Here is a 23011-nt window from a genome sequence, read left to right on the forward strand (position 1 = left end):
TGATTGATCATTGGTTGCGACGGGCCGTAGGGGTCTGCCCTCTGTGTTGTGGTCTTTGAACTTCCGCCCATTATAGCCTCTTTTCCAATACGACGTGACTTTTCGTCAGCCCGAATTTTTTGAGCGCCTTCTCCCAACCGGGGCGCGTTGTGGCCTCAAGACGCTGGCACCCTTCCGCCCGCGCCCAATTGGCAATCCCTTCGATCATATGAGCCCAATCCCGGAACCCGGATCCCGCACAATGGGTAACAAGGCAGGATTTCTGCCGATCCTCGGCTATCGCAGTCAGGCAAACAGCCTTGACCATCCCGTTCCAAGCGATCCAGAGTTGCCGCTTGCGGTCTCGAATGTCCGCAATGAAGTCTTCCGGCTCATAAAGCCCGTTTTCGCAAAAGCTGCCGAGATGCCACGCGATATGAGGCAACCAGTTGTCCAGCTCATGCGCGGGAACCGGAACCATCATCATAGGATTTCTTCGCCCCATCCATGCACGGTCAGAGCGCCACTTGTGCCGGAGAAAACCTCTAAGGTTGTTAGCGGGGCATATAGGCCCCCGATAATGTCAGTCAGATCAACAGCAGTATTCGCCGGTACGCTGTACCCAACCAGTTCCGCGTTTGAGACGCCCGCAGAACCTCCACTAGGAACACTGTAGAGCGACAGCGTTGCCGCCGTTCCGGTCGTATTGACAACCGAAAGGCGCTTGATTTCCAGCGTCACGTTTTCGCGCACACTGAACAACGTTTGGGCCGACCCTATCGCGGTTGCGGTCACGTTCAGGTGAGATATCGGAACCGCGCGGGTTTGAACCGCCGCTAATTCACTTGGGGCCTGTCTAAACTGTAATTCCATCAGTAGACCCCGCCAGGTTGATAGTTGACCTGAAAGCCGTAAGCATCGTCCCAGATCGTCCCCGCATCTGTCGTGATCCTGATGCGGGAATACCGGCCATCAGCGACAACGGGGCAGTATCCTAGAGGACCTTGCGCTGCTGGGGCCGTGTAAATTGGCGTTGTTGTCATCATCTCCCGAGTGCCAACGGCGGCCTTGACCGTCATTGTGTCTTCTTTAATCAGAGGTGTGACCGCATCGATGAACGTGCGTCGGCCCGTCGCCGGTTGAATATCCCCGCTGTCGAAACACGCAGCCAAGGTGGACCCATCAACAGTGTGCAGCTCACCCCCGGAAAAGCAGGATAGAGCGCGGCCCGACGCCTTGAACGCCGTTGAGTCTAAGCTAATGGTCATTGCGTCCAAATCAGGATAGACCGCTGCCACTTCTTCAAGCGTCATGTCTTCACGCTTGGCCGCTACAAAGAAATCAACCTGACGTTCTACATATGACCAGTCTTTGGTTTCCCAATTGTAGTAGAGTTGCTTGTCGCGCGTGATGCCGCCAAGGCTCGGGAAGGTCCAAACCACACAGCGGTTCGGCCAGTCTACAGCGCCATTCACAAGATGAATTTGAGCGTTGTTGACGTTTTCAGTGAACCAGCTCCAAATGCGACCCCTGCTGATTGTCTCAACCGTTGCACCATTGGTGACTGAGAACCCGTCATGGCTCAGGAAATAGGTGTATTGCCCGACACGAACGACGCTAAGAGGTGCGGCGCAACCCCGGTTCTTTTCGAAGTTCTCTTTTGCAAAGACGGACCCGCCACCGGAATACGTGAGCCGCGAAATCCCGTATTGCTGGAAGACAAGCCCGTAATCGCCGCCCGATATGGCAACAATCTGGCCCTGCCCCCGATCCAGATCAACGCCGCCCGTCTGGGTTGCTATGTCTGGCGTCCATGACCCCTGCGGGTTGTTGTATGGCGACCAACGCAGCTTGTAATGCTGGTCTGATGCGTCAATATCGACAATGTTCCCGACCATCAGGAAATCACCGACACGGCCCATCGCGTTCGCCCTCGGGGGAACTGCCGACGTAAACGAAACGTCAGATTCCATATCCGCGAGGCGATATGTGCCCTGTTCTTTGCAGGTCGCGTACATCGAAGGCCCGAAAGGCTCGAAGTTGAACCGTGACAGGGTTGTAAGCGAGAAGCCAAGCCCCGCCGCCGTTACCGTGCCGCCAATGACCGTGTATAAGTCCGAGGTGGTGGCAACTGCGATGCAGCTTGTTCCGTCTGCCCGCTCATATTCCTTCGCGCCCAGCACCTCGCCGGAGATTGTGTCTCCCGTGGCCTGCAACCCCAATGCGGGATGATAGCCGCGAGGTGAAGGAATGGCGTTCTTGCATTCCTCAAGGCCGGGGTTCTTGTAGTCGCTTTGGTCCGGCAGCCATGAGCCGAATTGATACTCGGCAATCACGGCGCGGTCCCAACCGCCACTTTAAGCGGTGCCCCTGCATTCTTGATCTTGGTGTCGTTCTTCATCGCGCCATCAATGGCGATGTCATAAGCCGCTTTCCAAAGCGCGGCCTTCTGCGCGTCCTGCTTCAATGCCGCATGGTGCGTCAGGGCACCGTAGATGTAGATTGCGGGGTGGTTGGTCAGAATGTCGTTTGTGTCCGTGTCGGCTGACAGATCCGCAACCCGCTTGTAATAAGTCAGGTGGATTGTCTCCGATGTGGTCGGCACGGGGTTGAGATACATCACCCCGTCTTCAATCGCATACTCTCTGGCGGTGTTCCCGTTGTAGTGCATACGGTCCAGAGCCTGCCCTGTGGTGGGGGTAAGCGCGATGCGAGGGTCTGTGTCCAGATAGGCCCGAACAACCCCCAGAAAGCCCGTAGGGAGCGTGATAGACGCTGCCTCGGTTAATGTGGTGGTCTCAACCATCTCCGAGATACGCAGCTCGCGGTTTATGTCGGCGGTCACAAGCTGATACACAACGTCAGACGGAGCGCGTCCAATCTCTGCCAATAATGCCGCTTTCAGCTCGCCAAAATTCATCAGAACGTACCTTTCCAGACACGAAATGCATCTGCATCACCGCTCAACAGCTTCTTGCGCAGAACGTCTTGTGCGGCGGGGTCGTCATGCGACACGCCAGCTTCTTTCAGCCACTCGTGAATCAACCAATTAGGGATGCGAGCGACCAATTTATTCTCGGAAAATCCATCAACCCCGGCGCTGCTCAGAGCCTTGGCCTGTTCAATCTGCGGGGTTGGGTCAAACGTCCTTTGCCGGATTAGCTTTCCGTCTTGCAGGAGGTTTTTTTCGGCTAGTTTCATGCTTTTTCACGGCCTCTGGTCTATGTGCCTTGATCGCGTCAAAGTCAGATTTCGGCATGTCTTGAATACCGCGCTGATACAGCCGGTTTTCCTCGCCACGGATGGACGAGACTAGAACTTCAACTTTCATGGGGGTGGCCTCGCTTATTAGCGGATAGCGGCGCGATTGGCGCGAATTCGGCGCGACTAGATGGAGCGCCCCCGTAGGGACGCCCCGTTTGGCTTACGACAGGTCGTAAATGCCGCCGAGTGCTTTTTCGTTGCGGACCTTCAATGTCAGTTCGCAGGTCACTTGACGCTTCTCGTTGTCGCCGGTTTTTGCCAGGGCCACGTTCTTCATGCCGCGCAAATGGGGGATTTCGATCATGTCCGACTGAACGACGAACATCTGATCCGTACCCATTTCACGGTCCATTTTGAACTCAACGGTGCCCCAAGGCGTCATGTAAACGTCGGTGACGTTCACGACCTTGGTTTTGCTGGCGTCGATGGTTGCGCGCTGGTTGTTCGAACCAGTGAAGCCCAGAACGACGTTCATCTGCGACGAAGGCAGATAAACAGTGTCGGGCTTGCCACCGCTGTTCCACACGCTTTCCATCACACCGTCAAAGATGGTCTGGGTCAGGGCGCGCGCGGTGCCGCCTGTACGTGCAGCAGCGCCTGCGCCGGTTGCCGAGGTGGCTCCAGAGCCTTCGCTGATGTTGGTTGTCAGCCATGTCGGCAGACCGCCAAGTTCACGCGCAGTGGTCGAGTTGCCCGCAACTTTCGCATTGTTCAGGAACAGGGCGCGCTCGATGTCGAGCTTCTGCTCCTTGGCGACCTTCATCACTTCATAGGCCATCGCGCGGCCTTTACCGGCGTTGTCCAAGCCTTCGTCGGTGTCAGGGATGACAACGGCGTTTTTGAAGATCTGCGTGTAGTTGCCGACGCGGGTTTGCGCGGTGCGCGCTTCCGCTACAGTGTCATCACCTTCAATGTGCGCGTTGTTCGCCGATGCACGCAGCGCGTCAGTCAACCATTCAGTGTTGGTCGAAGTCGCCTTGCCCTTGGCCGATTTGCTGTAAAGCGGCGTTTCATCAGGGTCAACGTTGGTGATGATGTTGGAGAGATCCTCGCGAATACTGTTGGAGTAGTCGTAGGAGTCGAAGGTGTTGGTTGGCTGTGCCATCTTACTAAGTCCTAATTACAGGACCGCTCAGCCTCCAAGTAGGAGGTTTACAGCGTCATCAACGCTGCCAGATTGTTTCAGGCGGTCCAATTGCTTCTGACGTGCCGCCTTCGCCTGCTCTGCTTTGTCGGGTTTTGAGCCGGGTTTCATCTTCTTCGCCGCCTTGGCCACCTTCTTCGTGACCTTCGGCTTGACCGATTGAATTTCCCGATACTTCCGCGCGTCCTCAAGGACTCGGATCATCCGGTGGTCCACGACACTCGCCATTTCTTCCGGCGTGAATCCGTAGTTGCCACCCACCTCAACCACCTTTTGCGCTGCCTGCTGGAATACAGCCGGGTCACGCCATTCGGGGAAAACTCCGAAAAGCTTTTCCGTTTCTTCGGCCTGAACCCGCTGACGCTCCTGCGCCTGCAATGCCTGGTAGTGCTGTGTTGCCTGTTCCTTGCGCTTTTGACGCTCGGTCCATTCTTGCTGGAGTGCAAACACCTCTTGCGGCGTGCGCTCCTGTGCAATTTCTGCCCAATTCGGCTCCTGTTCCATAGGAACCGCCCAATATTCCAGAGCTTCGGAAAGCTGCTGTTTGATCTGGGAAACCTCTTGTGTCTGGCTTTCGAACGTCTTGCGCTGTTCAGCCAGTTCCATGGTCTTTTTCGTGTAGTCAGACTGGCGCATGTAGCCCGCAGTCAGATCCGAAAGAGAGACCTCTTGTTTCCCGTTTACCGTTTCAATCTCAAAGACAGGATCGTCATCATCTTCGACGGTGTCCTCATCTTCGGCTTCATCGGTTTCCTCGTCGCCTTCTGCGTCGTCCTCGGCTTGGCCTTCATCGGCTTCCGTTTCATCCGCTTCCAGTTCCTCGGTGCCGGACTCTTCGTCCGTTTCGACCTCATCGGTCACGTCGTCCGCTTCGGGGGTGGCCTTTTCAGGTTCCTCGAACATCAGACTTGCTGCATCTTCGACTGAGATTGCCTGGCTCAGGTTCTCATCCATTGTCATCAGATTCCTCTAGATTTTGTGCCGCGCTAATCAGCCCTTTCATGACTAAATCAACGGCGTGATATAGGTCCAATGCCTTCTCACGGTCCTCTTGTGAGGTTGCCGCAGACATGACCTTTTTCGTCAGTTGGCTCCTGAAGGCAGAGACGACTGACTGAAAATCTTGATCCTTTAGGATTTGCTCAATGCGCTTGGCTCTCATTCCCCGACCTCATCGTGAGGAATTGCCGGGGTGCTGATGAAAGCCTGCGCTTCACGGTCCAAAGCGCCGGTCACTGCGTCCATAGCCAGCTTGTCGCGCTTGAAATCGTCTTCATTCACCGCTTTGTCACGGTCCAACTCCAGCCTTTGTGCATCCTTCTGAACATCTGCCGCAGTTTTGAGGCCCTTGTTTCGGACCTCTGCTTGCTTGATTGCCAGTTCTTCACGCTTGAGAGCGAGTTCTTCACGCTTGAGGGCAATCTCGGCTTGGTCTTTGGCTGCACGGTTGGCCGTCTCCTGATGCAGGTTCTGTATTTGCGCCTGCGCGACCAATAGCGCCGGATCCGGTTGTTGCTGCTCCTGTTGCGGGGGCAGGCGGCGCGGATCATGCAGGAACGGCTCGACGGACTCGATACCGAATGTCTCGGCCATGCGCTCGGCAGTGGCGTAGATTTTGGACTCGTCCACCATGCGGGATTTGCCCATCATCAGCTTTTCCTGCACCTGGCCAATCAGGGTGTAGAACGCGCGCTTTTCGTCGCGATCCCCTCGGCCCATGCCGACGTTCACCGTCATGTCAGTGCGGTCTTTCCATGTGCGTGGGTTGACCGAGACCCACTCGCCGCTCAGCTTCATGGCGATTTCCTTCATCGGACCCGACCGCAGGTCGCGATGGATGCCCAAGAACAGGTCACGCAAGCCGGTTTCTGCGAAGGTGCGCGCAATCAGCTTGGTCTTCTTCTGCGCGGCGTTCATGATTTGTTGAATGCCCGTTGCCGTTTTGTTCAGAGACTCGGCGTCAAGCCCCTGATTGTACCGGGTTGCACCTGCGCGCTGCTCCTTTACCCCGTCAAACGCCTCGATCAGTGGCAAGGTTGTTCCCGCAACCGATGGCGGGACGTAGTAGTTCAGAACATCCCCCTCGTACCGGATCGGCGCGCCGTGTGCGGGGTTGGCAATGTCGCTAAATGTGTCTTCTGTCGCCTTGCCCGGGTCAACAACAGGACGCCCGTATTGCGTGGCGTAGACGTTATCGAGCGTCGTCCGCATCAGGACGGTCTTGACTTGCTGAATATCGTCCAGAAGCTCAGCCATTGAGCGCCCGACGTGGCGGTGCGGCATGATAAACGGCGTCAGGGCTGCGAAAGGCAGGCCCGAGACTTCCTCGATAGCCTCGCTACCGTCTTCCCACTCCATGACTTCGGAACCATCGCCGCAGGCCCATACCTGCAACAGTTCGTTGATCCCGTCGCCGTTCTGGTCCGCCCACAGATACGCCTGATAGACGCGAACCGTCTTGGTTGTGTCGCTACCCTCGCTGGCCTCGCCTTCGAAGTGGTCCTGCGTGTCGTTGCGCGACTGTCCCTGAATCTCGTCTTCGTCGTTGAAGGCGCGGTCAATGCTTTCCTTGGAAAAGCCCATCGCCTCAAGTTCGCCGCGTGTCAGCTTGCGGTGACGCCCGCAGCACGGAACACCGTCGAGGCCAACCTTGTTCCAGCGTGGCGTTTTGAAAAATTCCTCTTGCGGGAATGCCTCGATGACGTACTGCTTTGACTTCTTGACACAGCGGATCTTAACGTTGATCCGCCCGGTTTCTTCGTCCACGCTCTGGTCAAGGATCTCGTAGTCGTCCACGTCAAGCTGCGATGCGATTGCAAACAGCTCGTCCTCGGTCAGGCCCTCGTAATCCTCGATGGAGACCCGTTCTTTGTCTTCCCACCCGAACTGGACATAGGAGTTCTGCGCAATCAGCGCCTCTTTGAACCAGACATACAGGTTCTCAAAGCCCCGGTTCTTTTGCCAGAACAGGTGAGAGACAACCTTGGTCTCCTGCTTGGCCGCTTCCTCGTCCTCCGCCCCTATTGGGTCAAACTCAAGGATGTCTTCCGCTGACGTAAACACATCCATGATATCAGGTAGAATAGCCTCAATTGCGTCCGATATGTCGGTTGAGATGAACTGTGACTTGCCCGTCTTCTCGTCGCCGTACTTCTCGCCAAGGTAGCGATCCATCAAGTCAGAGCGGATTTCCTCCACATCTGTACTGGTCGCGTCCTGAATCAGGCGCGAGATAGTCGATTTGATTTCTGCCATCTTACACCATCGAAAACTTGGGGACCGGGATAGGCCCTGTGTGCTGTTTGCGCGTCAGGCTCGGGAACAGGTCAGTTAACGCCCAAACCAGAGCATCAACCCTATCTGGCGACCAGCCAGAGACCTTCTTGTCAAACCCGGTTGTGACCGAACACATTTGATCTTCAAGTTCGGGATATTGCCCGATATGGAACACCTTGCCGCGCTCGTACAGCGCCGCTACAGGCTCGGCCCTTACAACCTTGCCCTTTGTTGCTCTAACCGCCTTGTACGGCACGTCTGCGGCCTGTGCGCGTATCGTGGACTCCACCATGTCACCGCCTTGGTTCACCTCGGCAACGATCCGATCCGCATTCAGGCTGTGATAAAGGCTGATAGCCCTGCGCGCCCATTCCTCCGGGCGATACTTGCCGCTTTCATCCGCAAGGATGTACGCGTTGCCATCCTTGCCGAGACCAGCCGCGATGATGCCGGTTTCATCCGAACCCGCCTCATTCGACACAGCCGGGTCAATCGCGATGACGATCCGCTGCATCTGGACCGGCCAGTCGCCATCGTCCTGCAATACCGAACGGTGAATGAACTCACGACGCCACAGAGCGTTCTCGTCGTCAGCGACGTACTCACCCAGCAGGAAGCGCTTTTTCTGCCGCTCTGGCAGCGCCTCCAAGTCCGCCAGGTAATCCCCTGACAGGTTGGCTTGGTTGTCATACGGGTTGACCACGCAATAGGCGTATTGGCTGCGGTCAATTGGCACTTCGTCTTGCGGGTCTATCCCTTCGCGCCACAGGCGATAGGTCCAGTGCATCCGCGTTGTTGGGTTCAGTGTGCCGTAGAAGCGCTGAGAAAGCGGCTCACCCTCAAGAGTGTCCACTACCTGCGCGAGGCGGGAGCGTAGCAGCGTAAACCAGTGATAGGGCCACTCGCTGATTTCTTCCCCGTGTATCGTGGCGTATTCCCGGCCAAGCATCTTCTCAACGGCCTTGTCGTCGTTCAGACCGCCAAGCCATATCTCTGAACCGTTCGGGAACTCCCAAACACCGTCCAGCTTGTGAAACGTGGGCGGCGGGATGTCCGGGTATCTCAAGCGCCACATCTTCGGGAACGTGTCCATTGCGATAGACACGCGGGCCGCTGACATTTCCTTACGAACAATTAGGTGCCGTGACTCCGGCGCTAGCAACGCCCTGTCTTGAACGCAGCTAACCAGCAGTGCAGACTTGCCAGAGCGTGAGCCACCATACAGGAGATTGTAACGGAACCCCTTGGTAAGGACTGTGTCCATTGCCCGACGCTGGCCGGGGTTGAGCTTGAATGTCAAAGCCACCAACCCCACTCAGGATCATTGATCCGTCTGTTCCATTGGTACGGTATGATCCACCGGGAAGCGGACGAGCCGTGCGGGTGTCGATCAGACTGCCCATTGAACCACAGCGATAGTTGCCCCGCGTCCCGAGCGCGTATTTCATACAGGGTCAAAGTTTCTTGGTTTCCGGTGCCAAGGTGATTGTCAGCTTCTCACCGTCGGCGTCCGCCAACTGAACGGGCAAAACCTTACCAAGCAGCCCCATGAACGGGCCGGGGTTCTTGTGCGCCTGCTCTGTCAGATAGCTGACCATGCCATCCTTGCCGTATTCACTGCCTGCGTTTGTTGCGGCTTGGATAATGGCGTCCTTGATAAGCGCCGTGGTTTTGTTCCGTGAGCCCTTGGGGCGTCCGGGCCCTGCCTTTCCTGCCCCGATTTTGTTTTTGTCCGTTTTTTTATCAGCCATAGCCTTTCAGGTCCGTTGCCGGTTGCCTGCCTCTAGCTTGTGTTTGTTTCCACTACCCGGTCCAACCATTCACCGGCCTGGATTGCTGCGTTTACGTTTGCGTCGAGTAGGACGCTGTTTACCCGACGGGTTTCTTCCCCCAGTGCGCAGGTAACTGCGGCCCACATGATTTCATGAGACACGCCGTTGGTCGCTGCCTCGCAAAAAGCGGCGATTGCGTAGTCCTCGTTAGTGGGGGTCAATGAACCATCCCCTGCGTGTTGCGCTGTATGAACTGCTCTACCAACATTTCCACAACCTGCTCGTCTGTCATGTTTGTGCAGAGCGTGTACCCCTCTTCATCAACCTCGAATTCAAAGAACAGCGGGGCTTCTTCGTCTGGGTCCATCATGTCCTCGGGAAGGTTGGTTGCCAGCCTGTTTCCGCTGGGCTGGCGCAGCGTACTAGTGACCCGCCCAGAGGCGCATCGTTGAGAGGCGGGGCGGGTTCGTGCCGGTGATCAACTCCGGCGTGTTCAACAGTTTTTTGGTTTGTTGAGCGCGTGACCGAGTGCGCTATTTGTCTCGGCTTTGTGATCTATACCGGCTGGTCGTCCGGTCTCTGCGCCGCGCTCAGGAGGTGTGCCGCCTTGCAAGTTGGCTCGAACAGTTACGAACCACAACACACCACCAAAGGGCGGATTCAAAATGGCCCACCTGCTTTTAGGCGAGCCATCCCGTTGTGATGATAATAACGCGAAACTCTAAAATCGCGCATACTTCATCTGATTATGCCAAGCATCATAGCAAATTTAGTCGCATAGTCAATACTTCCTGATAATTTCCCACATATCTTGCATTGCCTCTTTCTTTGCCGAGTGGATGCGCTGCTTGGTCATGCCGGTTACAGTCCTCACCTTGCGGTCAGGCATCCCGCAGGCTTTCAGGTACACCGCCTTTTTCATCTTCGACCGCTCACCAAATCGGTTGATGCAGAAACGGTGCCAAACCTCCAGGATAATCTCTGAGCGCGTGACCTGTTCCGCTGATGGGCGCGGGGCGCGCGCCTCTATTTCCGGCAGTTCCTCGACTTCACCGCGCAGATAGGCCGAAATGCGCTGCCATTGGGTCACGTCGTCCGGGGCCTCGGGCAAGGCCGACTTGCTCGGCATTCCTGTTCTGGGCGGCCCGCTATAGGCAATCTTTGATACCTCGGCAGCCTCGCACAGAAGCGCCCACATGACGTGGGTTTCATCCATGGTTACGTCAGAGCGGATCTGGCCCTTTGCCAGCTCTACGCCCTCTGCAATGGTGCGCCGCCAGTCGTGGTTTCTGAGACGACCGTCGATCTGGGTTGCTGCGTTGAATCCCATATCACTGCCCCCTTGTTGTGACCCAAACAGTGCGCTCGGGGCCTTCTATGCTGTAGCTATCTTGAAAAAGCCGTGCCTTGAGTAGGTCTGCCAGCCGACCGGCAAAAACCTCCAGCTCTGCCGCCTCCTTTGGGAAGCGCGGATAATTAATCAAGGTCACGCAAACCCCAGACTCCATCCCGCCTGTGTAGACAAAATCGGCGGGCTGGACTGCGAAGCAAGCGCCTTCTTGGCAGAACTCGCGAACAGTCCTCACGGCGTCGTCATAGTTGCCGCCAATCCAAATGCGATAGGTTAAGGTTTTGCAATCAGTCATCCTGTGCACTCCCCATGACCCGCTTGGCAAAGCGCGCCTTCGGTTTCGAAAATCCAGTCGCCTTGCCGCTCTACAAATCTTCCCAACTCGGCGCGGGTATACTGGTCTCGGAACCTCGCCCCATTTGGGTTAGCCGTGAGCGCAGAGGCTTTGTTTTCCATATCAACCCACCATTGGTGCCGGTCTGGATGATCACGCGCCAATGCCGCAAGGGTCGCTTCTGATTTAAGGAAGCACCCATCGCAATTCCCCAATCCATCAGGGACACACAGATCAAAATCCTGTCGCCCCCACCATGCCAAAACATCACGCTTCGAAACGCCCGCGTCAGCCAATGGGAACCACCGCACAACCCGCTTATCGGGCGAGGGCTTAACCCTCTGCGTCTCGTCAGCCCTGATGCCCAAAGCATTTGTCCAATTCGTCCATCCTTGCGTCATCAGAAACCGTCTTGCGGGCAAGAGTTTTAGGTTTTCAGTGCAGAAGCGTTTTGACTGGTCAGGGCAAGCCTTCTTTCGCTCAATTAGCCGTGCGAAAGGCTCGCCGTTGCGGCTGGCTGAATTGTGTGAAACCACATCAAACAATTGGCCGCTGCCGCGCTTTGCGTCCTCAACCCAAACAATAGGAACGGACCACCGGTCAGAAACCTCTTGCACAAAATCCAACGTCTCGGGCATTTCTCGGCCTGTGTTGGCGAAAATCACCTTAGCACGATCAGGCAAGCCACCGTTGGCCTCTAAGACTTGATGCAGCATGTAAGCCGAAGTACGCCCCCCACTAAAGCAAATCTGCACGTTGCCTTGCGGAAGGGTGTAGGGTTTCAACTGTTCATTACCCATATCACTGCCCCCTAATCGGATAGACCGTCACAACCGCGTTGCGGCGGAATACGGCCTGTATGTTTTCGTTGCGGATCTTTGCCCGCCATTCGGTGAACCTGTCCTCAATCGGCTTTTTCTCGGCCATTTCCACGCCCAGCCGGACGATGGGATAGGACCAGAGAACAGAGGCGAGGCCCTCCCGGCTGCACTTGACGCCGAAGCGCTGCTGAAAGCGCTCTAGGGCGTGGTCGGTGATTGTGATCCGGTCCATCACTGCGCCCCTCAAATGAATAGCCACAAAACACAGCCCGCCACAAAAGTGGCTACTGGGACTGCAACGGCGGCCATTGGAATTATCGCCGCGAGTCCGGCATCAGCCCACCAACGCAATCGATCCATGGCAACCATTGCGGCATAGATTACAAATACCCAAGTAACGACAACTATTGTTGCGATCCAAATTGCCTCAAGCATCACTCATGCCCTCCGAATATTTCCTCGTGGATTTCTTCCCGCGTTGGTTTCCTGTTGGCCTGTCTCTCGGCCTCTCGGCGCCAGTAGTCCCGCTCTTTCGATAGGTTGGATATCTCCATCCACTGGCGCTTGATGGTTGCGGCCTGTGTATCGTTCTGAGTGCATAGGGCGAATATCTGGGCCTTTAGCTGTTTGAGTGTCATGTCAGGCCCCCCGCTTCACTGACCGGGCCATTGAGACCAGCAGGTCCCTGAACTCTGGCGGGGTTGCGATCCGGGCCGTGCTGTCTTTCCCACCGCCCTTGAACGCCATGAGCCCAGCCTTCCGGCAATACTCGATACCGTGTTTGGCCACCGCTTCCGGGGGGAAGTCCTCGTCCCTCACCTTGGTCACACCCCAACGAAGATCCGGGAGAGGATCGACCTGAACGGCATATAGAAGGGTAGGCTTTGGGCAGTAGTGCCCGTATCGCCCCTGCTCAACACAGCATGTCCACCCGTAGGCGTCTGCTTTGACCCATCCCCCTGAGCGCGGCGGCTTGTTCAGCCCGAAATGCGCCCAGGCATGACTCCCCCAAGGATGCTCAAGGACCCCGCCGTATGCGCGAACATCGAACAGCGCCGACTTGAAGCAGCCCTTGTCGTCACCTTTGCGCTCGACCTTACCGCGCTTGATGTTGCCGGGCTGCCCCTTCCACATCTTCCCCCATCTCTGGCACGGGGGGTGGGCGACTACAGGATGCGGCCCCCCATACATTCTGGCGTCCCTGTCTTCATCCCAAGCTTCCACGCCGGGGAGGTTGTAGTAACTTCCGCCTGTCTGGACGAACAGGGCTGCAATTTGCTGTTTGAGTGTCACAGCTTGCCCTCCGCCCTCAAAACGGCGCGGTCGTTGGCAACCGCGCCCTTCCCGACGCCGAGATGAGCCGCAATTTGGCTGTGAGACATGCCCGCCTTGATCATCTCTAAAACCTTTGCGCGGCGCTGCTGAATGTCGTCCTGGCTCAACCCGCCCGAGCTGGATAGCTTCGGGAGTTCATTGTTATCCTGCCAATACTTCCGGTCTTTTTTGACAGCCGCGCTGCTGCATCCGAGGAAGTCGGCAATCACTTGAGCGGTAAAGCCCTCGCGTGTCAGGCGCAGAACCTCGGCGCGGCGCTCAGCCACTCTCGCGTCAATCCTGACGCTGCTGCCCAAACGTTTCTTGAACTTCGCCAGGGCCTCGGCGCGCGTCAGTGGGTTTTTCCGAACAAGGCCTTCATATCCCCGCGCTGTCTTTCCCCAGATATATTCTTCGTCCAGAGCGGATTTGCCTGTCGGGATTTTCTGGACCCTGCCAGCGGCCACTTCCTCGTCAATCAAACGGCGTTCCTCATCGGTGAGGGGAACCCGCTTGCTGTTCTCAATGCTGAATTCTGCGTGGTTGTATGCGGTCATTAGCCTTGCTTCCGATTTTCGTTCTTGCGCATCTTCACGATGTACCGTTCGAGGATTGCGACTGCGCCGCCCCAGCTATCCGCGAGGTGCGATGAGTTAATGGAGCGGCACACGTCCTGCGGTGACATGCCCTGCATTCGACACCAGTTCACGTGTTCCAGAGCCTCATCGAAGGCAGGCATTCCAGCTGGGATTTCCTCGGTGATGCTGACGACGGGCTCCAGCTTTGGCGCAGGCTTAGGGCGCGGGCGTACCGGCAAAGAAGCCGGGTAACGGTCACTGCCGCCGAACTCCCACAGACGTTTCGCCGCTGCGCATTCTTGCGCCGCCAGTTTCTCCATAGCGTTCATGACGCACCCCCAAACTTGCGGGGCTTGAAACCGGCCTCCTCAAGAATTTTCGCCGCCTGCTCTTTCGTGACGCGCGGCTCGGGTTCCGGCTCAGGGGCCTTGACCACTTGCGGCTTTGGTCGTTTACGGAGGATTATCGCCCGCAATGCTCCGGCATCCGGCTTTGCCAGCCGCCCCCGCGATGTGCGGTTCTTGCTGTCAATCTGGTAGTCGCGCCATGCATCGCGGATCTCGGAATGCGAGCAGTTTTCCAGAACGTCCATCCAGCCCTCGATCTCGATGGCCTTAACGGCGTCAGGGGTGTCGGCGTCGTGCCAGAACTGGCCTAGAATGGCCTGCGCCCTAACCCCAATCTTTGCCCGATGTTCCTGTTGCTGCTGCGGTGATAACGCGTTGAAGCCGGTCTGTGCTGTTGGGAGATTCATTGTTGCCTCCATTGATCGGGGTAAGTTGTGGCTGAGCGTCTTCCCATTGCTCAGCATTGAGCCAGCTTGCGGGATGCTTGGTGTATCTTTCGTCCTGCCCCACTCGCGTTGCTGCGTAAGCTTTCATTGCTGAGAAGAGAGTGGCGCTGTCGGTTTTTTTCAGCGCACGGGCATAGGCCTTTCGGGCGTCACCTTTGGCGACTTTGCGAGGAACGATGGACCAAAACTCATCAAAAGAGTCATTCCCTTCTTTCCCCTTTATTACCCCTTTATTAGGTTTGTCCCGCTGCTGTCCCGCTGCTGTCCCACTGCTGTCCCGCTTTTGACTTTTAGGCTGTCCCGCTTTTACTAACGGAGCTTGATATTCATCATATTTACAAACGGTTATGATGTTCAGACCTGTCCCGCTGTCTGTCCCGATCATGTCCCGATTTTCTAACCGCTTTAGAAACCTATCGACACGGGATTTCGTCCATCCCCACGCCTCAGCCATGAAGCGCACGGAAGCAGCAAGCTGGCCTCTGTCTAGGTGCGCTACCACATTGCCTACCCGGCGCTCACCCGGTTTGTACCGGGCTTCCATAACAAGCCAGATCCAGGCTTCACGCTCGGTGAAAGGTTCAGGCTTAAAGGCGGCGTCGTGCCAAATGTCGCGGGATATGTTGACGGTGCCGCTCATTTAACGGCCTCCAATCGCGCGTTGATAACGCCCTCTGCTTCTTGTGGCGTTCTGTCAGATTTCCACCCATTGCAGCGCGCACAAGAGACCACTAGGTTTTCTGGGTCATCGCTGCCACCTAACGCAATCGGCTCAAAGTGGTCGATCACCACTTCCTTGTGAGAGAGGCGTTCACAGCACCAATGGCAAATAAATTTCCCGCCAAGGAAGTGTCGGGCCATCACTAGACCACGCACACGCCAACTAATTGACTGCCGTCGACTCACCCCACTTCTCCTCTATGCTCGATAGTTTCCGTGAGTGCTGCGCCTGCCATGATTTCCCGAGCCAGGAGCGCAAAGCCCTCTAGGCTGAGGTCAACCCACTGATCCGCTGGAAAGGCCGCGCAGAAAGCCCGCATAGGAACGCTCACGCGGCTTTTCATGTGGTCGCCCCGCCAGATAACCGCTGGCAGCTTCCCCTGCTTCTCTGCGGCTTTTGTGGCCTGCTGCTTCCACTCGTCGGCGCAGGTGTATGCCTTGGCGCGGCGCTTGAGTTCTGGTGAGAATGGGAAAGCCGGATCATCTGGGATCAGGTCATCATTCCCGGCCTGCTGGTATTGGCGCAGGTTGCGGGCGAAGGTGATGCCTGTGAGGTCGAATAGCTCTTTGGCTACCTCACGCTCATAAGCGGCCCCTTTTGTACGGCTGAGGCTTCCCATTACGCAGCCCGCCCTACAAATTCGGTTGGGCCTTCTGCGTGTTGGTCAAACAGATACCAGCAGCAGTTATCCTTGCCTGTGTACTTGCTGTCAGGGATCCATTTCACCCGACCAACAGAAACGACCTTACGCAGCCATGGCATGAATGGCGCGGATTGCTTGGTGTGCATCCAATCGGCATCGAACAGCAGCCATGTAGGGCGCATTGCTGAGAAATGCTCGATCATCGGGTGCAGGATTTTCCGATCCCACGGCGGGTTGGTGATGATGTAGTCTGCACCAACAAACTCTACAGCAACCGCCCCGGCCTTGAGCGCGTCAACCTTCTGCATCCAAGACGTTAGGCCGCGCGGCTCAATGTCAGAGCAAGCCACGCACTCCACATCGCCGCGTGTCTGCTCGTTGATTGCCTTTATTAAAGCGCCATCACCCGCGCAGGGCTCCCAATAAGAACATAAGCTCGGCAAGTGCGGCACCAGCGGCACCACCGCTTCACGTGGCGTCGGATAGAAGTCGCGCGGGATGCGCTCGAAATCGGATCGCTTGCCCATTTACCCGGCCTCAACGCGGTTGAGTGGGGCGGGCTTACTCGCCTTGGATCGGCGATTTGGTACGGATTTTCTTACCCGGCCCTTGTTTTTGCCGCTACCATTCCCCACGTTTTTGACACGGGGACGGAAAGTAAAAGCGCTTTTCGGGCAGGTAATTCCTGCCTCGGCACACATTTCGGAAAGGCCGCTGTACCAACAAGCGGAGAACTTCCCCTTGTGCCGCGCATAACGGACAGATGACGGGCTAACCTGGAGCCCGGCGCAAATTGCGTCGGACCCTATTGTATTGGTGATATGATGAACGATTTGCTTGGTGGTGCGTCTAGCCATAAACGCACAATGCTAAATTATCCATCACTTGTCAATAAGTCTAACACAGCAAAAGCTAACAAGCCGTCGTTGCCTCTGGTGCGGAAAGCAAAGACAATCCGCGCCATGACTCCGAAAGATAGCAAACCATTTCTTCCCATAGCGCGGCGGTTGCGCTGGCACCGTGAGGACGTAGAGGGAATGATTCAGGCGGATTACGCTGAGGCAATCGGCGTCAAACGCACCACATATTCACTCTGGGAAGCTGGGAATCATCGGCTTTCGCTGGACGGCGCATTGGCCCTGCGGAAGAAATACGGGTTGTCGCTCGACTTCCTGTATGAGGGGATCGACGACGCATTGCCAATGACCTTGCGCAAGGCTTGGCGCGAAAGATTGTGAGTTAAATCGTGTAAAAAGTCGATTGTCATGCCGGTGCGTCTCGCGCCGTCAATCAGTATTTCTTCACGTTCCATCAAGCCCCTCATATTACAAAAATCTATTAACATCATCTTTAGATGCGCCTAAAAGTTGTGCGTCAAGCAAAAGGGGGGGCGCGATGCCCCCCATGTTAAGTCACAGACGGTATTGAGTTTCTGGGTATTTTTGTCCTAGGCTCAATGTCCATGTTCGCGTTATTGTCGAATGCGACGTTCGCAAGAAACGGGTAGTCGTATCCGGTGAATGTGGGCATGTTGCGCAGATCCGTCAGGACGCTTTTGCTCAGCCCCGTTTGCTCACCCCGCGCCACAGCCATAATATCGCGCCATGTCCTTATATGCATGGATCTGCCAAATTCTGTGTGGGAGTAGTGGCCTTCTTCGTTTTTCTGAACAAGGTCATTCTCAATCATCGCGGCCAGCTTTCGCCTCACGGTTTTTCTCGGAATCCTGGTAACTCGGCTTATCCCGTGGATAGTGGTTCCGGTCCCAGGCGCGAACCCCAGCAGTACCTGCCCGATCCGCCTATAGTATGAGTCCCAGCTTAAATACTGGAACAGGATCATTGTGCGAAACTGCATCCTGAGAACGACAGTTTCGCTATCAGTCAGTTGTTCCTTCGTCATGCGGCATTTAGTCCTTGTTTTCCTGATACTTGCGGGGGGGGGGATTTCCCCTTATCTCCTTTGGGTTTTTGCGTTTTTGCACGCCCTAAATGCGCTTTTTGACCAAACGATCAAGACATAATAACGCTAACGTGTGGCATGGCTGGTATTCGCCCGTCGCATGGCTCTCCTTGGCATATGTTAACCCGTGGTGATAAATTTTTTATCATTTGTTGTTGACACTGATGGCGATCCTAACATATTCTAGGATCATCAACGGGAGATTGATACCATGTTTTACGAACGCATCATTGCAGGTCAGAAGGCAGCTCCCGATTGGGCCGTCTGCGACCGTATTATCGACATTACCGATATCTGGTTGGAAGAAACCGATCCAGAGAACGAGCGCGGCGAGACCGCAACCGCATTTCTCAAAGCCAACAAGTATGACGACGGTATGGAGGTCGCCGGGATCGCTATCGAGGAACCCGAGGGCGACAAGACGTACCGCGACCGTGAGGCAGCAAGCCGCCTGATTGGATGGAGCGCAATCTATCGCATTGAAGAATACGAAATGCAGGCCCTCGGCTACGGCTCCGACGACCGTTACGACGAGCGGAAGGAGGCGCAGTCATGAGAACGGCACACGTTGTGAACTTCGCTGACCCTAGGTGCAAGAATGGCGCGGTTGCCTGTCAGTGTGAGATCGTCCGCTTTGTTCGCGGCGTTCGCGGCCCTCGCAAAAGCCCGGTAACCGCCACCCAGATCAAGAAATGGTTGCGGGCAACACCCGATGAGTTTGTCGAAGCGCAGATCGACGCGGCACTGTCGGCAGGGAAAATCACCATTCGCCGGAAGTCATTGTCCAGTGGTCGTCGCTACGGCGGCTCATACGTGTACGAAGTTGGAGATTAATAATGGTTCCCTTCACCACTCCAGGTATTGAAGAACGCCGCCAAGAGGCAATGAAGCAGCGCCTGAAAAGCCTCAAAGACCGTCGGGAAGTAGCCACTGAATCCAAAGGCGAAGATCGTAGTGATGAGGCCGAGTCATGATCCGCTGCATCCAGATCAGCCCGCACATCGTCATTCAGGGCCAGCTCGTAGCAAGCCAGCCCCTACACAACACTGCAACCATCAAGTGCAACGGCAAGCTCTGGACGGGGCGTCTGATCCAGTCCTTTCGCCGTGGGGAGATTATTCGATGAGCAAAATCACTGCTTACAAAGGGTTTAACTCAGATTGGACCTGCCGCGACTTTCAGTTCGAAGTTGGCAAAACCTACGAACACGACGGGGATGTGCGTATATGTGGGTCAGGGTTCCACGCCTGCGAAAATCCCATGGACGTGTGGTCGTATTATGGCCCGTGTGACGTGAAGTACGCCATGGTTTCCCTTGAGGGCGATACGGACAAAAAAAGCAGTGGTGACAGCAAGATTGCCGCCGGGAAAATCACCATTAAGGCTGAACTTAGTGCTGGGGAGTTCGTCAAAAAATGCGTCGATTGGATTGTTTCAGCCGCTAAGGGCAAGAATGAAGACAGCGGTAACTACGCACAGATCGGGTCCAGCGGTTACTCCGCACAGATCGGGTCCAGCGGTTACTCCGCACAGATCGGGTCCAGCGGTAACTCCGCACAGATCGGGTCCAGCGGTAACTCCGCACAGATCGGGTCCAGCGGTAACTCCGCAAAGATCGGGTCCAGCGGTAACTACGCACAGATCGGGTCCAGCGGTTACTACGCAAAGATCGGGTCCAGCGGTAACTACGCACAGATCGGGTCCAGCGGTAACTCCGCACAGATCGGGTCCAGCGGTAACTCCGCACAGATCGGGTCCAGCGGTTACTCCGCAAAGATCGGGTCCAGCGGTAACTACGCACAGATCGGGTCCAGCGGTAACTCCGCACAGATCGGGTCCAGCGGTTACTACGCACAGATCGGGTCCAGCGGTTACTACGCACAGATCGGGTCCAGCGGTAACTACGCACAGATCGGGTCCAGCGGTTACTCCGCACAGATCGGGTCCAGCGGTTACTACGCAAAGATCGGGTCCAGCGGTAACTACGCACAGATTGACGTATCTGGGCAAAAGTCCGTCGTAGCAAGTGCGGGATACAACGCAAAGGTGCGAGGCCAGGATGGGACCTGGTTGTCCGTCGCTGAATATGACGAAAACGGTGACTGCTGCGGATTCGCTACAGGTTGCATCGGCAAGGACGGATTGAAACCCGACACGTGGTACGAGGCCAAGGGCGGCAAGCTTGTCGAGGTCTCGTCATGACCCGCACAATCACCCTTTACGGCGGCTATGACGGATCGTTCGAGTATTTCGACAACGCCCCCGCCACCACCCCGGACAAGCAAGACACGCACAAGCTCATTCTGCCCATGGCGGATGGTGCCCCTGTGTCTGGCACGTTCACGAACGAGAACGGCGACGTGATTACTGTGGAGCGGATCAATGACTGAGAAACGCGGGATTGCCGTGAAGCCTTTGGAGTGGCTGCCGACGACAATTAATGGTCAACACCTGCGCGATACGGCGCGGGATATGGACGGGCGGTTGCTCTATGAAGCCGGTGTTGTTCCGGGACAGCACTATTGCCTTATCCAATTTCCGAAGGGTGGCGGCTTGAAAAGCATTCCGTGCGACTCTGTGGAAGAAGCCAAAGCCGTCGCCCAAGCCGATTACGAACGCCGCATCCTATCCGCCCTCACCCCCGCACCAGAACCAGCCACGGAACAGCCGAGCGTGAAGGAAGCGGCGCGGGTTGACGTCGAGGCCGTGGTGCGCTTGGCCCACAGCATGACCGGGGATTGGGATCATATTGAGGTTCACTCATTTGAGACCGCCCTGCGTTCTCTAGCGCGGGGTGAGTCATGACCTACATCACCTCATCCCCAAACCAGTCAGAATACGCGCAGCCCAATGTTACCGAGTGTTGTTCGGTTGTTAACCAGTGCCTGGGCAGCGCGTCTGAGGGTGCCCCCTATTCTCCCCACCGTGCGGGGCACCCTCTCCATACAATCCCGCAGGCGTTTGAGCGCATGAACGCGCCGCAGATCCGACGGGACCGCTTTGCCGGGGCATTGCCGCCTGTATGGCTGATGCTCATCGCAGCCGGGACATGCGTGTTCACGCTGCTGGTGGCCGACGCCATGTATCGGGAGTTTTTCGAATGGATGGTGGGGCTATGACCGCTGATTTCGGATTTTTCGCGGCAATATTCCTGTGCCTATCCCTGATTTCACCCGCCACCGTACCGGGTGAGACAGGCCCCAGCAGCGCGGGTTTCCTCCCGACCGTGCCTGCTGGGGTCAACCAGATTACGCAGCCCTGAAAGGAGGCGAGATATGTCAAAGCAAGAGAGTATTAAAGCCAGCCACAAAGGGATTTCCGCTGCGCTGGTTGCTGCCCAAATGGAAATGGGGAAGGCGCTGAAACAGTCGGACAACCCCCATTTCCGCAGCAAATATGCCGACCTTGGCAATGTCATGGACGCCTGTATGCCAGCCCTGAACAAGCACGGCATTGCTGTTATTCAGCCCACTGGTGAAGGGGATCACGGTCGCTATGTGAAGACTATCCTCATTCACAGTGAATCCGGCGACACCTTGGAGTGTGAAGTACCACTGATTCTGCAAAAGAACGACATGCAGGGATATGGATCGGCAGTCACATACGCCCGCCGATATGGGCTGATGACGATGGCCGGGATTGCGCCGGAGGATGACGATGGGAACGCTGCCGCTAAGGCTGCACCGAAGGCACAGGCAACCGTCAGCCCAGCTCAGTTCATCAGGCTGCGCGACCTAGCCGAAGCGGCTGGAGTAGCAGAGGACAAGCTTTGCCGCGCCTACGGGTGCGGCGACTTGCAGCAATTTCCGGCTGAAAAGTTCGGAAGCGCCGTAAAGAAGCTGGACACAACCATTCAGGCCAAGAAGGCGCAGGAGGCCGAGAATGTCTGAACAAGGAACAGCAGAGTGGTTCGCGGATCGTCTCGGCAAAGTTACAGCTTCGCGCATCGCTGACGTGATGATGAAGCCGACAACGGCAGGTTTCCAGAACTATCAGGCGCAGCTTGTTTGTGAACGCCTGACCGGGCAACCGACAGAGACGTTCACCAGCGCTGCAATGCAGCACGGCACAGACACCGAACCACGGGCGCGGGCGATGTATGAACTGACGAGCGGCAACGATGTCGAGGAGGTCGGGTTCATCCCGCACCCAACGATTGAAATGTCAGGGGCAAGCCCGGATGGCATTATCGGGTCTGATGGCCTGGTTGAAATCAAGTGCCCACAGCCCGCGACCCACATCAAGACGCTGATGGGCAAAAGCATCGACCGGAAGTACCTGCTGCAAATGCAGTGGCAGATGGTCTGCACGGGGCGGGAATGGTGCGACTTTGTTTCGTTCTGCCCATCGTTCCCGCCTGAACTCCAACTATTCATCGCGCGGGTGGATAGGGACGCAGAGCTTGCCGAGGAAATCACCGAGGCGGTGACACGTTTTCTCGCCAGCGTCGATCAGACAACCGAAACCCTCGATAAAATTTCTAAGGAGGCCGCATAAAATGGCTGGCTCAGTAAACAAGGTCATTCTCGTAGGTAATCTGGGTCGCAACCCGGAAACCCGCACATTCCAAAACGGCGGCAAGGTCTGCAACCTGAATGTCGCCACGTCTGAAACTTGGAAGGACAAAAACACAGGTGAACGCAAAGAACGCACGGAATGGCACAACGTTGCCATCTTCTCCGAGCCTCTGGCCCGCATTGCCGAGCAGTACCTGCGCAAAGGGTCCAAGGTCTACATCGAAGGCCAGCTTGAGACCCGCAAGTGGCAGGACCAGAGCGGCCAAGACCGCTACAGCACAGAGGTTGTGCTGCGCCCGTTCAAGAGTGAGTTAACGCTGCTGGATGGCAAGCAGAGCGACAATCAGGGCGGCTATGACCAGTCACCGGCCCCGGCGTCTGGCGGCGTCCACGACGACGAGATCCCGTTCTAATGAACCCGCAGACCTCCGCCCTCTCCCGCAAGATAGCTTCCGAGACTTCGACTGCTGTCCTCTATGCCCTACGCAGTTGGGCAGTGGGGGAGGGGCGTTGGTCTGACGAACTACAGGCCGAATACGACG

At 56.4% G+C, this 23011-nt stretch carries 39 protein-coding genes; 12 read left to right on the top strand and 27 right to left on the bottom strand.

Features of this window, described 5'->3' with window-relative positions:
• Positions 1-70 precede the first annotated feature (70 nt).
• The 26 genes from GOW04_RS08180 to GOW04_RS08305 all read right to left on the bottom strand — a co-directional run bounded on the left by GOW04_RS08180 (position 71) and on the right by GOW04_RS08305 (position 16517).
• Entirely contained in the window at positions 71-466 is a 396-nt protein-coding gene (locus GOW04_RS08180) for a hypothetical protein (RefSeq protein ID WP_171232168.1), read from the bottom strand.
• Positions 463-852, bottom strand: a complete 390-nt coding sequence (locus tag GOW04_RS08185) for a hypothetical protein (RefSeq protein WP_171232169.1) — start codon at positions 850-852, stop codon at positions 463-465. Before GOW04_RS08185 ends, GOW04_RS08180 begins: the two co-directional genes overlap by 4 nt.
• Positions 852-2315: a hypothetical protein gene (locus tag GOW04_RS08190; protein WP_171232170.1), complete on the bottom strand. Its 1464-nt coding sequence runs from the start codon at positions 2313-2315 to the stop codon at positions 852-854. Before GOW04_RS08190 ends, GOW04_RS08185 begins: the two co-directional genes overlap by 1 nt.
• Positions 2312-2899 carry a hypothetical protein gene (locus GOW04_RS08195; protein ID WP_171232171.1) on the bottom strand — a complete coding sequence of 196 codons (588 nt, stop codon included), beginning with the start codon at positions 2897-2899 and terminating at the stop codon, positions 2312-2314. Before GOW04_RS08195 ends, GOW04_RS08190 begins: the two co-directional genes overlap by 4 nt.
• Entirely contained in the window at positions 2899-3180 is a 282-nt protein-coding gene (locus tag GOW04_RS08200; protein ID WP_171232172.1) for a hypothetical protein, read from the bottom strand. The genes GOW04_RS08195 and GOW04_RS08200 overlap by 1 nt, the downstream gene beginning before the upstream one ends.
• Before the next feature lie 223 nt (positions 3181-3403).
• Positions 3404-4348: a DUF5309 family protein gene (locus GOW04_RS08205; protein ID WP_171232173.1), complete on the bottom strand. Its 945-nt coding sequence runs from the start codon at positions 4346-4348 to the stop codon at positions 3404-3406.
• 27 nt (positions 4349-4375) lie between these two features.
• Entirely contained in the window at positions 4376-5347 is a 972-nt protein-coding gene (locus GOW04_RS08210) for a hypothetical protein (RefSeq protein WP_171232174.1), read from the bottom strand.
• Positions 5334-5549, bottom strand: a complete 216-nt coding sequence (locus tag GOW04_RS08215) for a hypothetical protein (RefSeq protein ID WP_171232175.1) — start codon at positions 5547-5549, stop codon at positions 5334-5336. Before GOW04_RS08215 ends, GOW04_RS08210 begins: the two co-directional genes overlap by 14 nt.
• Positions 5546-7642, bottom strand: coding sequence for a hypothetical protein (locus tag GOW04_RS08220; RefSeq protein WP_171232176.1), 2097 nt, complete (start codon positions 7640-7642; stop codon positions 5546-5548). Before GOW04_RS08220 ends, GOW04_RS08215 begins: the two co-directional genes overlap by 4 nt.
• A gap of 1 nt (position 7643) precedes the next feature.
• The gene (locus tag GOW04_RS08225; RefSeq protein WP_171232177.1) at positions 7644-8927 is read right to left on the bottom strand and encodes a phage terminase large subunit; all 1284 of its coding nucleotides are present in this window, start codon (positions 8925-8927) and stop codon (positions 7644-7646) included.
• A 190-nt stretch (positions 8928-9117) separates the two neighbouring features.
• Entirely contained in the window at positions 9118-9414 is a 297-nt protein-coding gene (locus tag GOW04_RS08230; RefSeq protein ID WP_171232178.1) for a hypothetical protein, read from the bottom strand.
• A gap of 32 nt (positions 9415-9446) precedes the next feature.
• The gene (locus GOW04_RS08235; RefSeq protein WP_171232179.1) at positions 9447-9656 is read right to left on the bottom strand and encodes a hypothetical protein; all 210 of its coding nucleotides are present in this window, start codon (positions 9654-9656) and stop codon (positions 9447-9449) included.
• A complete protein-coding gene (locus GOW04_RS08240; protein ID WP_171232180.1) occupies positions 9653-9805 on the bottom strand; it encodes a hypothetical protein in 153 nt (50 codons plus the stop codon). The genes GOW04_RS08235 and GOW04_RS08240 overlap by 4 nt, the downstream gene beginning before the upstream one ends.
• Positions 9806-10216: 411 nt before the next feature.
• Positions 10217-10765, bottom strand: a complete 549-nt coding sequence (locus GOW04_RS08245; RefSeq protein ID WP_171232181.1) for a hypothetical protein — start codon at positions 10763-10765, stop codon at positions 10217-10219.
• Between the two features lies 1 nt (position 10766).
• Positions 10767-11081 (bottom strand): hypothetical protein, encoded by a 315-nt coding sequence (locus GOW04_RS08250; protein WP_171232182.1) that lies wholly within the window; start codon positions 11079-11081, stop codon positions 10767-10769.
• Positions 11078-11920: a phosphoadenosine phosphosulfate reductase family protein gene (locus GOW04_RS08255; protein ID WP_171232183.1), complete on the bottom strand. Its 843-nt coding sequence runs from the start codon at positions 11918-11920 to the stop codon at positions 11078-11080. The genes GOW04_RS08250 and GOW04_RS08255 overlap by 4 nt, the downstream gene beginning before the upstream one ends.
• 1 nt (position 11921) lies before the next feature.
• Positions 11922-12173 (bottom strand): hypothetical protein, encoded by a 252-nt coding sequence (locus tag GOW04_RS08260; protein WP_171232184.1) that lies wholly within the window; start codon positions 12171-12173, stop codon positions 11922-11924.
• Between the two features lie 202 nt (positions 12174-12375).
• Positions 12376-12579: a hypothetical protein gene (locus GOW04_RS08265; RefSeq protein ID WP_171232185.1), complete on the bottom strand. Its 204-nt coding sequence runs from the start codon at positions 12577-12579 to the stop codon at positions 12376-12378.
• 1 nt (position 12580) lies between these two features.
• On the bottom strand, positions 12581-13234 hold the full coding sequence (locus GOW04_RS08270) for a hypothetical protein (RefSeq protein ID WP_217356905.1): 654 nt from the start codon (positions 13232-13234) through the stop codon (positions 12581-12583).
• The gene (locus GOW04_RS08275; protein ID WP_171232186.1) at positions 13231-13812 is read right to left on the bottom strand and encodes a helix-turn-helix domain-containing protein; all 582 of its coding nucleotides are present in this window, start codon (positions 13810-13812) and stop codon (positions 13231-13233) included. Before GOW04_RS08275 ends, GOW04_RS08270 begins: the two co-directional genes overlap by 4 nt.
• Positions 13812-14162 (bottom strand): hypothetical protein, encoded by a 351-nt coding sequence (locus GOW04_RS08280; RefSeq protein WP_171232187.1) that lies wholly within the window; start codon positions 14160-14162, stop codon positions 13812-13814. Before GOW04_RS08280 ends, GOW04_RS08275 begins: the two co-directional genes overlap by 1 nt.
• The gene (locus tag GOW04_RS08285) at positions 14159-14587 is read right to left on the bottom strand and encodes a hypothetical protein (protein WP_171232188.1); all 429 of its coding nucleotides are present in this window, start codon (positions 14585-14587) and stop codon (positions 14159-14161) included. Before GOW04_RS08285 ends, GOW04_RS08280 begins: the two co-directional genes overlap by 4 nt.
• Positions 14505-15266: a hypothetical protein gene (locus GOW04_RS21765; RefSeq protein WP_174830312.1), complete on the bottom strand. Its 762-nt coding sequence runs from the start codon at positions 15264-15266 to the stop codon at positions 14505-14507. The genes GOW04_RS08285 and GOW04_RS21765 overlap by 83 nt, the downstream gene beginning before the upstream one ends.
• Positions 15263-15487, bottom strand: coding sequence for an HNH endonuclease (locus GOW04_RS22210; RefSeq protein WP_171232189.1), 225 nt, complete (start codon positions 15485-15487; stop codon positions 15263-15265). The genes GOW04_RS21765 and GOW04_RS22210 overlap by 4 nt, the downstream gene beginning before the upstream one ends.
• 41 nt (positions 15488-15528) lie before the next feature.
• Positions 15529-15966, bottom strand: a complete 438-nt coding sequence (locus tag GOW04_RS08300; protein ID WP_171232190.1) for a hypothetical protein — start codon at positions 15964-15966, stop codon at positions 15529-15531.
• The gene (locus GOW04_RS08305; RefSeq protein ID WP_171232191.1) at positions 15966-16517 is read right to left on the bottom strand and encodes a class I SAM-dependent methyltransferase; all 552 of its coding nucleotides are present in this window, start codon (positions 16515-16517) and stop codon (positions 15966-15968) included. Before GOW04_RS08305 ends, GOW04_RS08300 begins: the two co-directional genes overlap by 1 nt.
• A gap of 297 nt (positions 16518-16814) precedes the next feature.
• On the opposite strand from GOW04_RS08305, the gene GOW04_RS08310 reads away from it, so the two are divergent.
• Positions 16815-17228, top strand: coding sequence for a helix-turn-helix transcriptional regulator (locus GOW04_RS08310; RefSeq protein ID WP_171232192.1), 414 nt, complete (start codon positions 16815-16817; stop codon positions 17226-17228).
• A gap of 169 nt (positions 17229-17397) precedes the next feature.
• On the opposite strand, the gene GOW04_RS08315 is transcribed toward GOW04_RS08310, so the two are convergent.
• The gene (locus tag GOW04_RS08315; RefSeq protein ID WP_171232193.1) at positions 17398-17892 is read right to left on the bottom strand and encodes a hypothetical protein; all 495 of its coding nucleotides are present in this window, start codon (positions 17890-17892) and stop codon (positions 17398-17400) included.
• Between the two features lie 271 nt (positions 17893-18163).
• Here GOW04_RS08315 and GOW04_RS08320 point away from each other — a divergent pair, with 271 nt between their 5' ends.
• From GOW04_RS08320 to ssb, 11 genes are all read left to right on the top strand, one after another.
• Positions 18164-18508, top strand: a complete 345-nt coding sequence (locus tag GOW04_RS08320; RefSeq protein WP_171232194.1) for a hypothetical protein — start codon at positions 18164-18166, stop codon at positions 18506-18508.
• Entirely contained in the window at positions 18505-18786 is a 282-nt protein-coding gene (locus GOW04_RS08325) for a hypothetical protein (protein WP_171232195.1), read from the top strand. The genes GOW04_RS08320 and GOW04_RS08325 overlap by 4 nt, the downstream gene beginning before the upstream one ends.
• 2 nt (positions 18787-18788) lie before the next feature.
• Positions 18789-18926 (top strand): hypothetical protein, encoded by a 138-nt coding sequence (locus tag GOW04_RS08330; RefSeq protein ID WP_171232196.1) that lies wholly within the window; start codon positions 18789-18791, stop codon positions 18924-18926.
• Positions 18923-19078, top strand: coding sequence for a hypothetical protein (locus tag GOW04_RS08335; protein ID WP_171232197.1), 156 nt, complete (start codon positions 18923-18925; stop codon positions 19076-19078). Before GOW04_RS08330 ends, GOW04_RS08335 begins: the two co-directional genes overlap by 4 nt.
• A complete protein-coding gene (locus GOW04_RS08340; RefSeq protein WP_171232198.1) occupies positions 19075-20154 on the top strand; it encodes a hypothetical protein in 1080 nt (359 codons plus the stop codon). The genes GOW04_RS08335 and GOW04_RS08340 overlap by 4 nt, the downstream gene beginning before the upstream one ends.
• Entirely contained in the window at positions 20151-20342 is a 192-nt protein-coding gene (locus GOW04_RS08345; RefSeq protein WP_171232199.1) for a hypothetical protein, read from the top strand. Before GOW04_RS08340 ends, GOW04_RS08345 begins: the two co-directional genes overlap by 4 nt.
• Positions 20335-20757 carry a hypothetical protein gene (locus tag GOW04_RS08350; protein ID WP_171232200.1) on the top strand — a complete coding sequence of 141 codons (423 nt, stop codon included), beginning with the start codon at positions 20335-20337 and terminating at the stop codon, positions 20755-20757. Before GOW04_RS08345 ends, GOW04_RS08350 begins: the two co-directional genes overlap by 8 nt.
• On the top strand, positions 20754-21071 hold the full coding sequence (locus GOW04_RS08355) for a hypothetical protein (RefSeq protein WP_171232201.1): 318 nt from the start codon (positions 20754-20756) through the stop codon (positions 21069-21071). The genes GOW04_RS08350 and GOW04_RS08355 overlap by 4 nt, the downstream gene beginning before the upstream one ends.
• A 156-nt stretch (positions 21072-21227) precedes the next feature.
• Positions 21228-21842 carry an ERF family protein gene (locus GOW04_RS08360; protein ID WP_171232202.1) on the top strand — a complete coding sequence of 205 codons (615 nt, stop codon included), beginning with the start codon at positions 21228-21230 and terminating at the stop codon, positions 21840-21842.
• The gene (locus GOW04_RS08365) at positions 21835-22449 is read left to right on the top strand and encodes a lambda exonuclease family protein (protein ID WP_171232203.1); all 615 of its coding nucleotides are present in this window, start codon (positions 21835-21837) and stop codon (positions 22447-22449) included. The genes GOW04_RS08360 and GOW04_RS08365 overlap by 8 nt, the downstream gene beginning before the upstream one ends.
• 1 nt (position 22450) lies before the next feature.
• On the top strand, positions 22451-22882 hold the full coding sequence (gene ssb, locus GOW04_RS08370) for a single-stranded DNA-binding protein (protein WP_171232204.1): 432 nt from the start codon (positions 22451-22453) through the stop codon (positions 22880-22882).
• The last annotated feature ends 129 nt before the right edge of the window (positions 22883-23011 follow it).

Source organism: Ruegeria sp. HKCCA4812, assembly GCF_013034245.1.
Classification (GTDB): domain Bacteria; phylum Pseudomonadota; class Alphaproteobacteria; order Rhodobacterales; family Rhodobacteraceae; genus Ruegeria.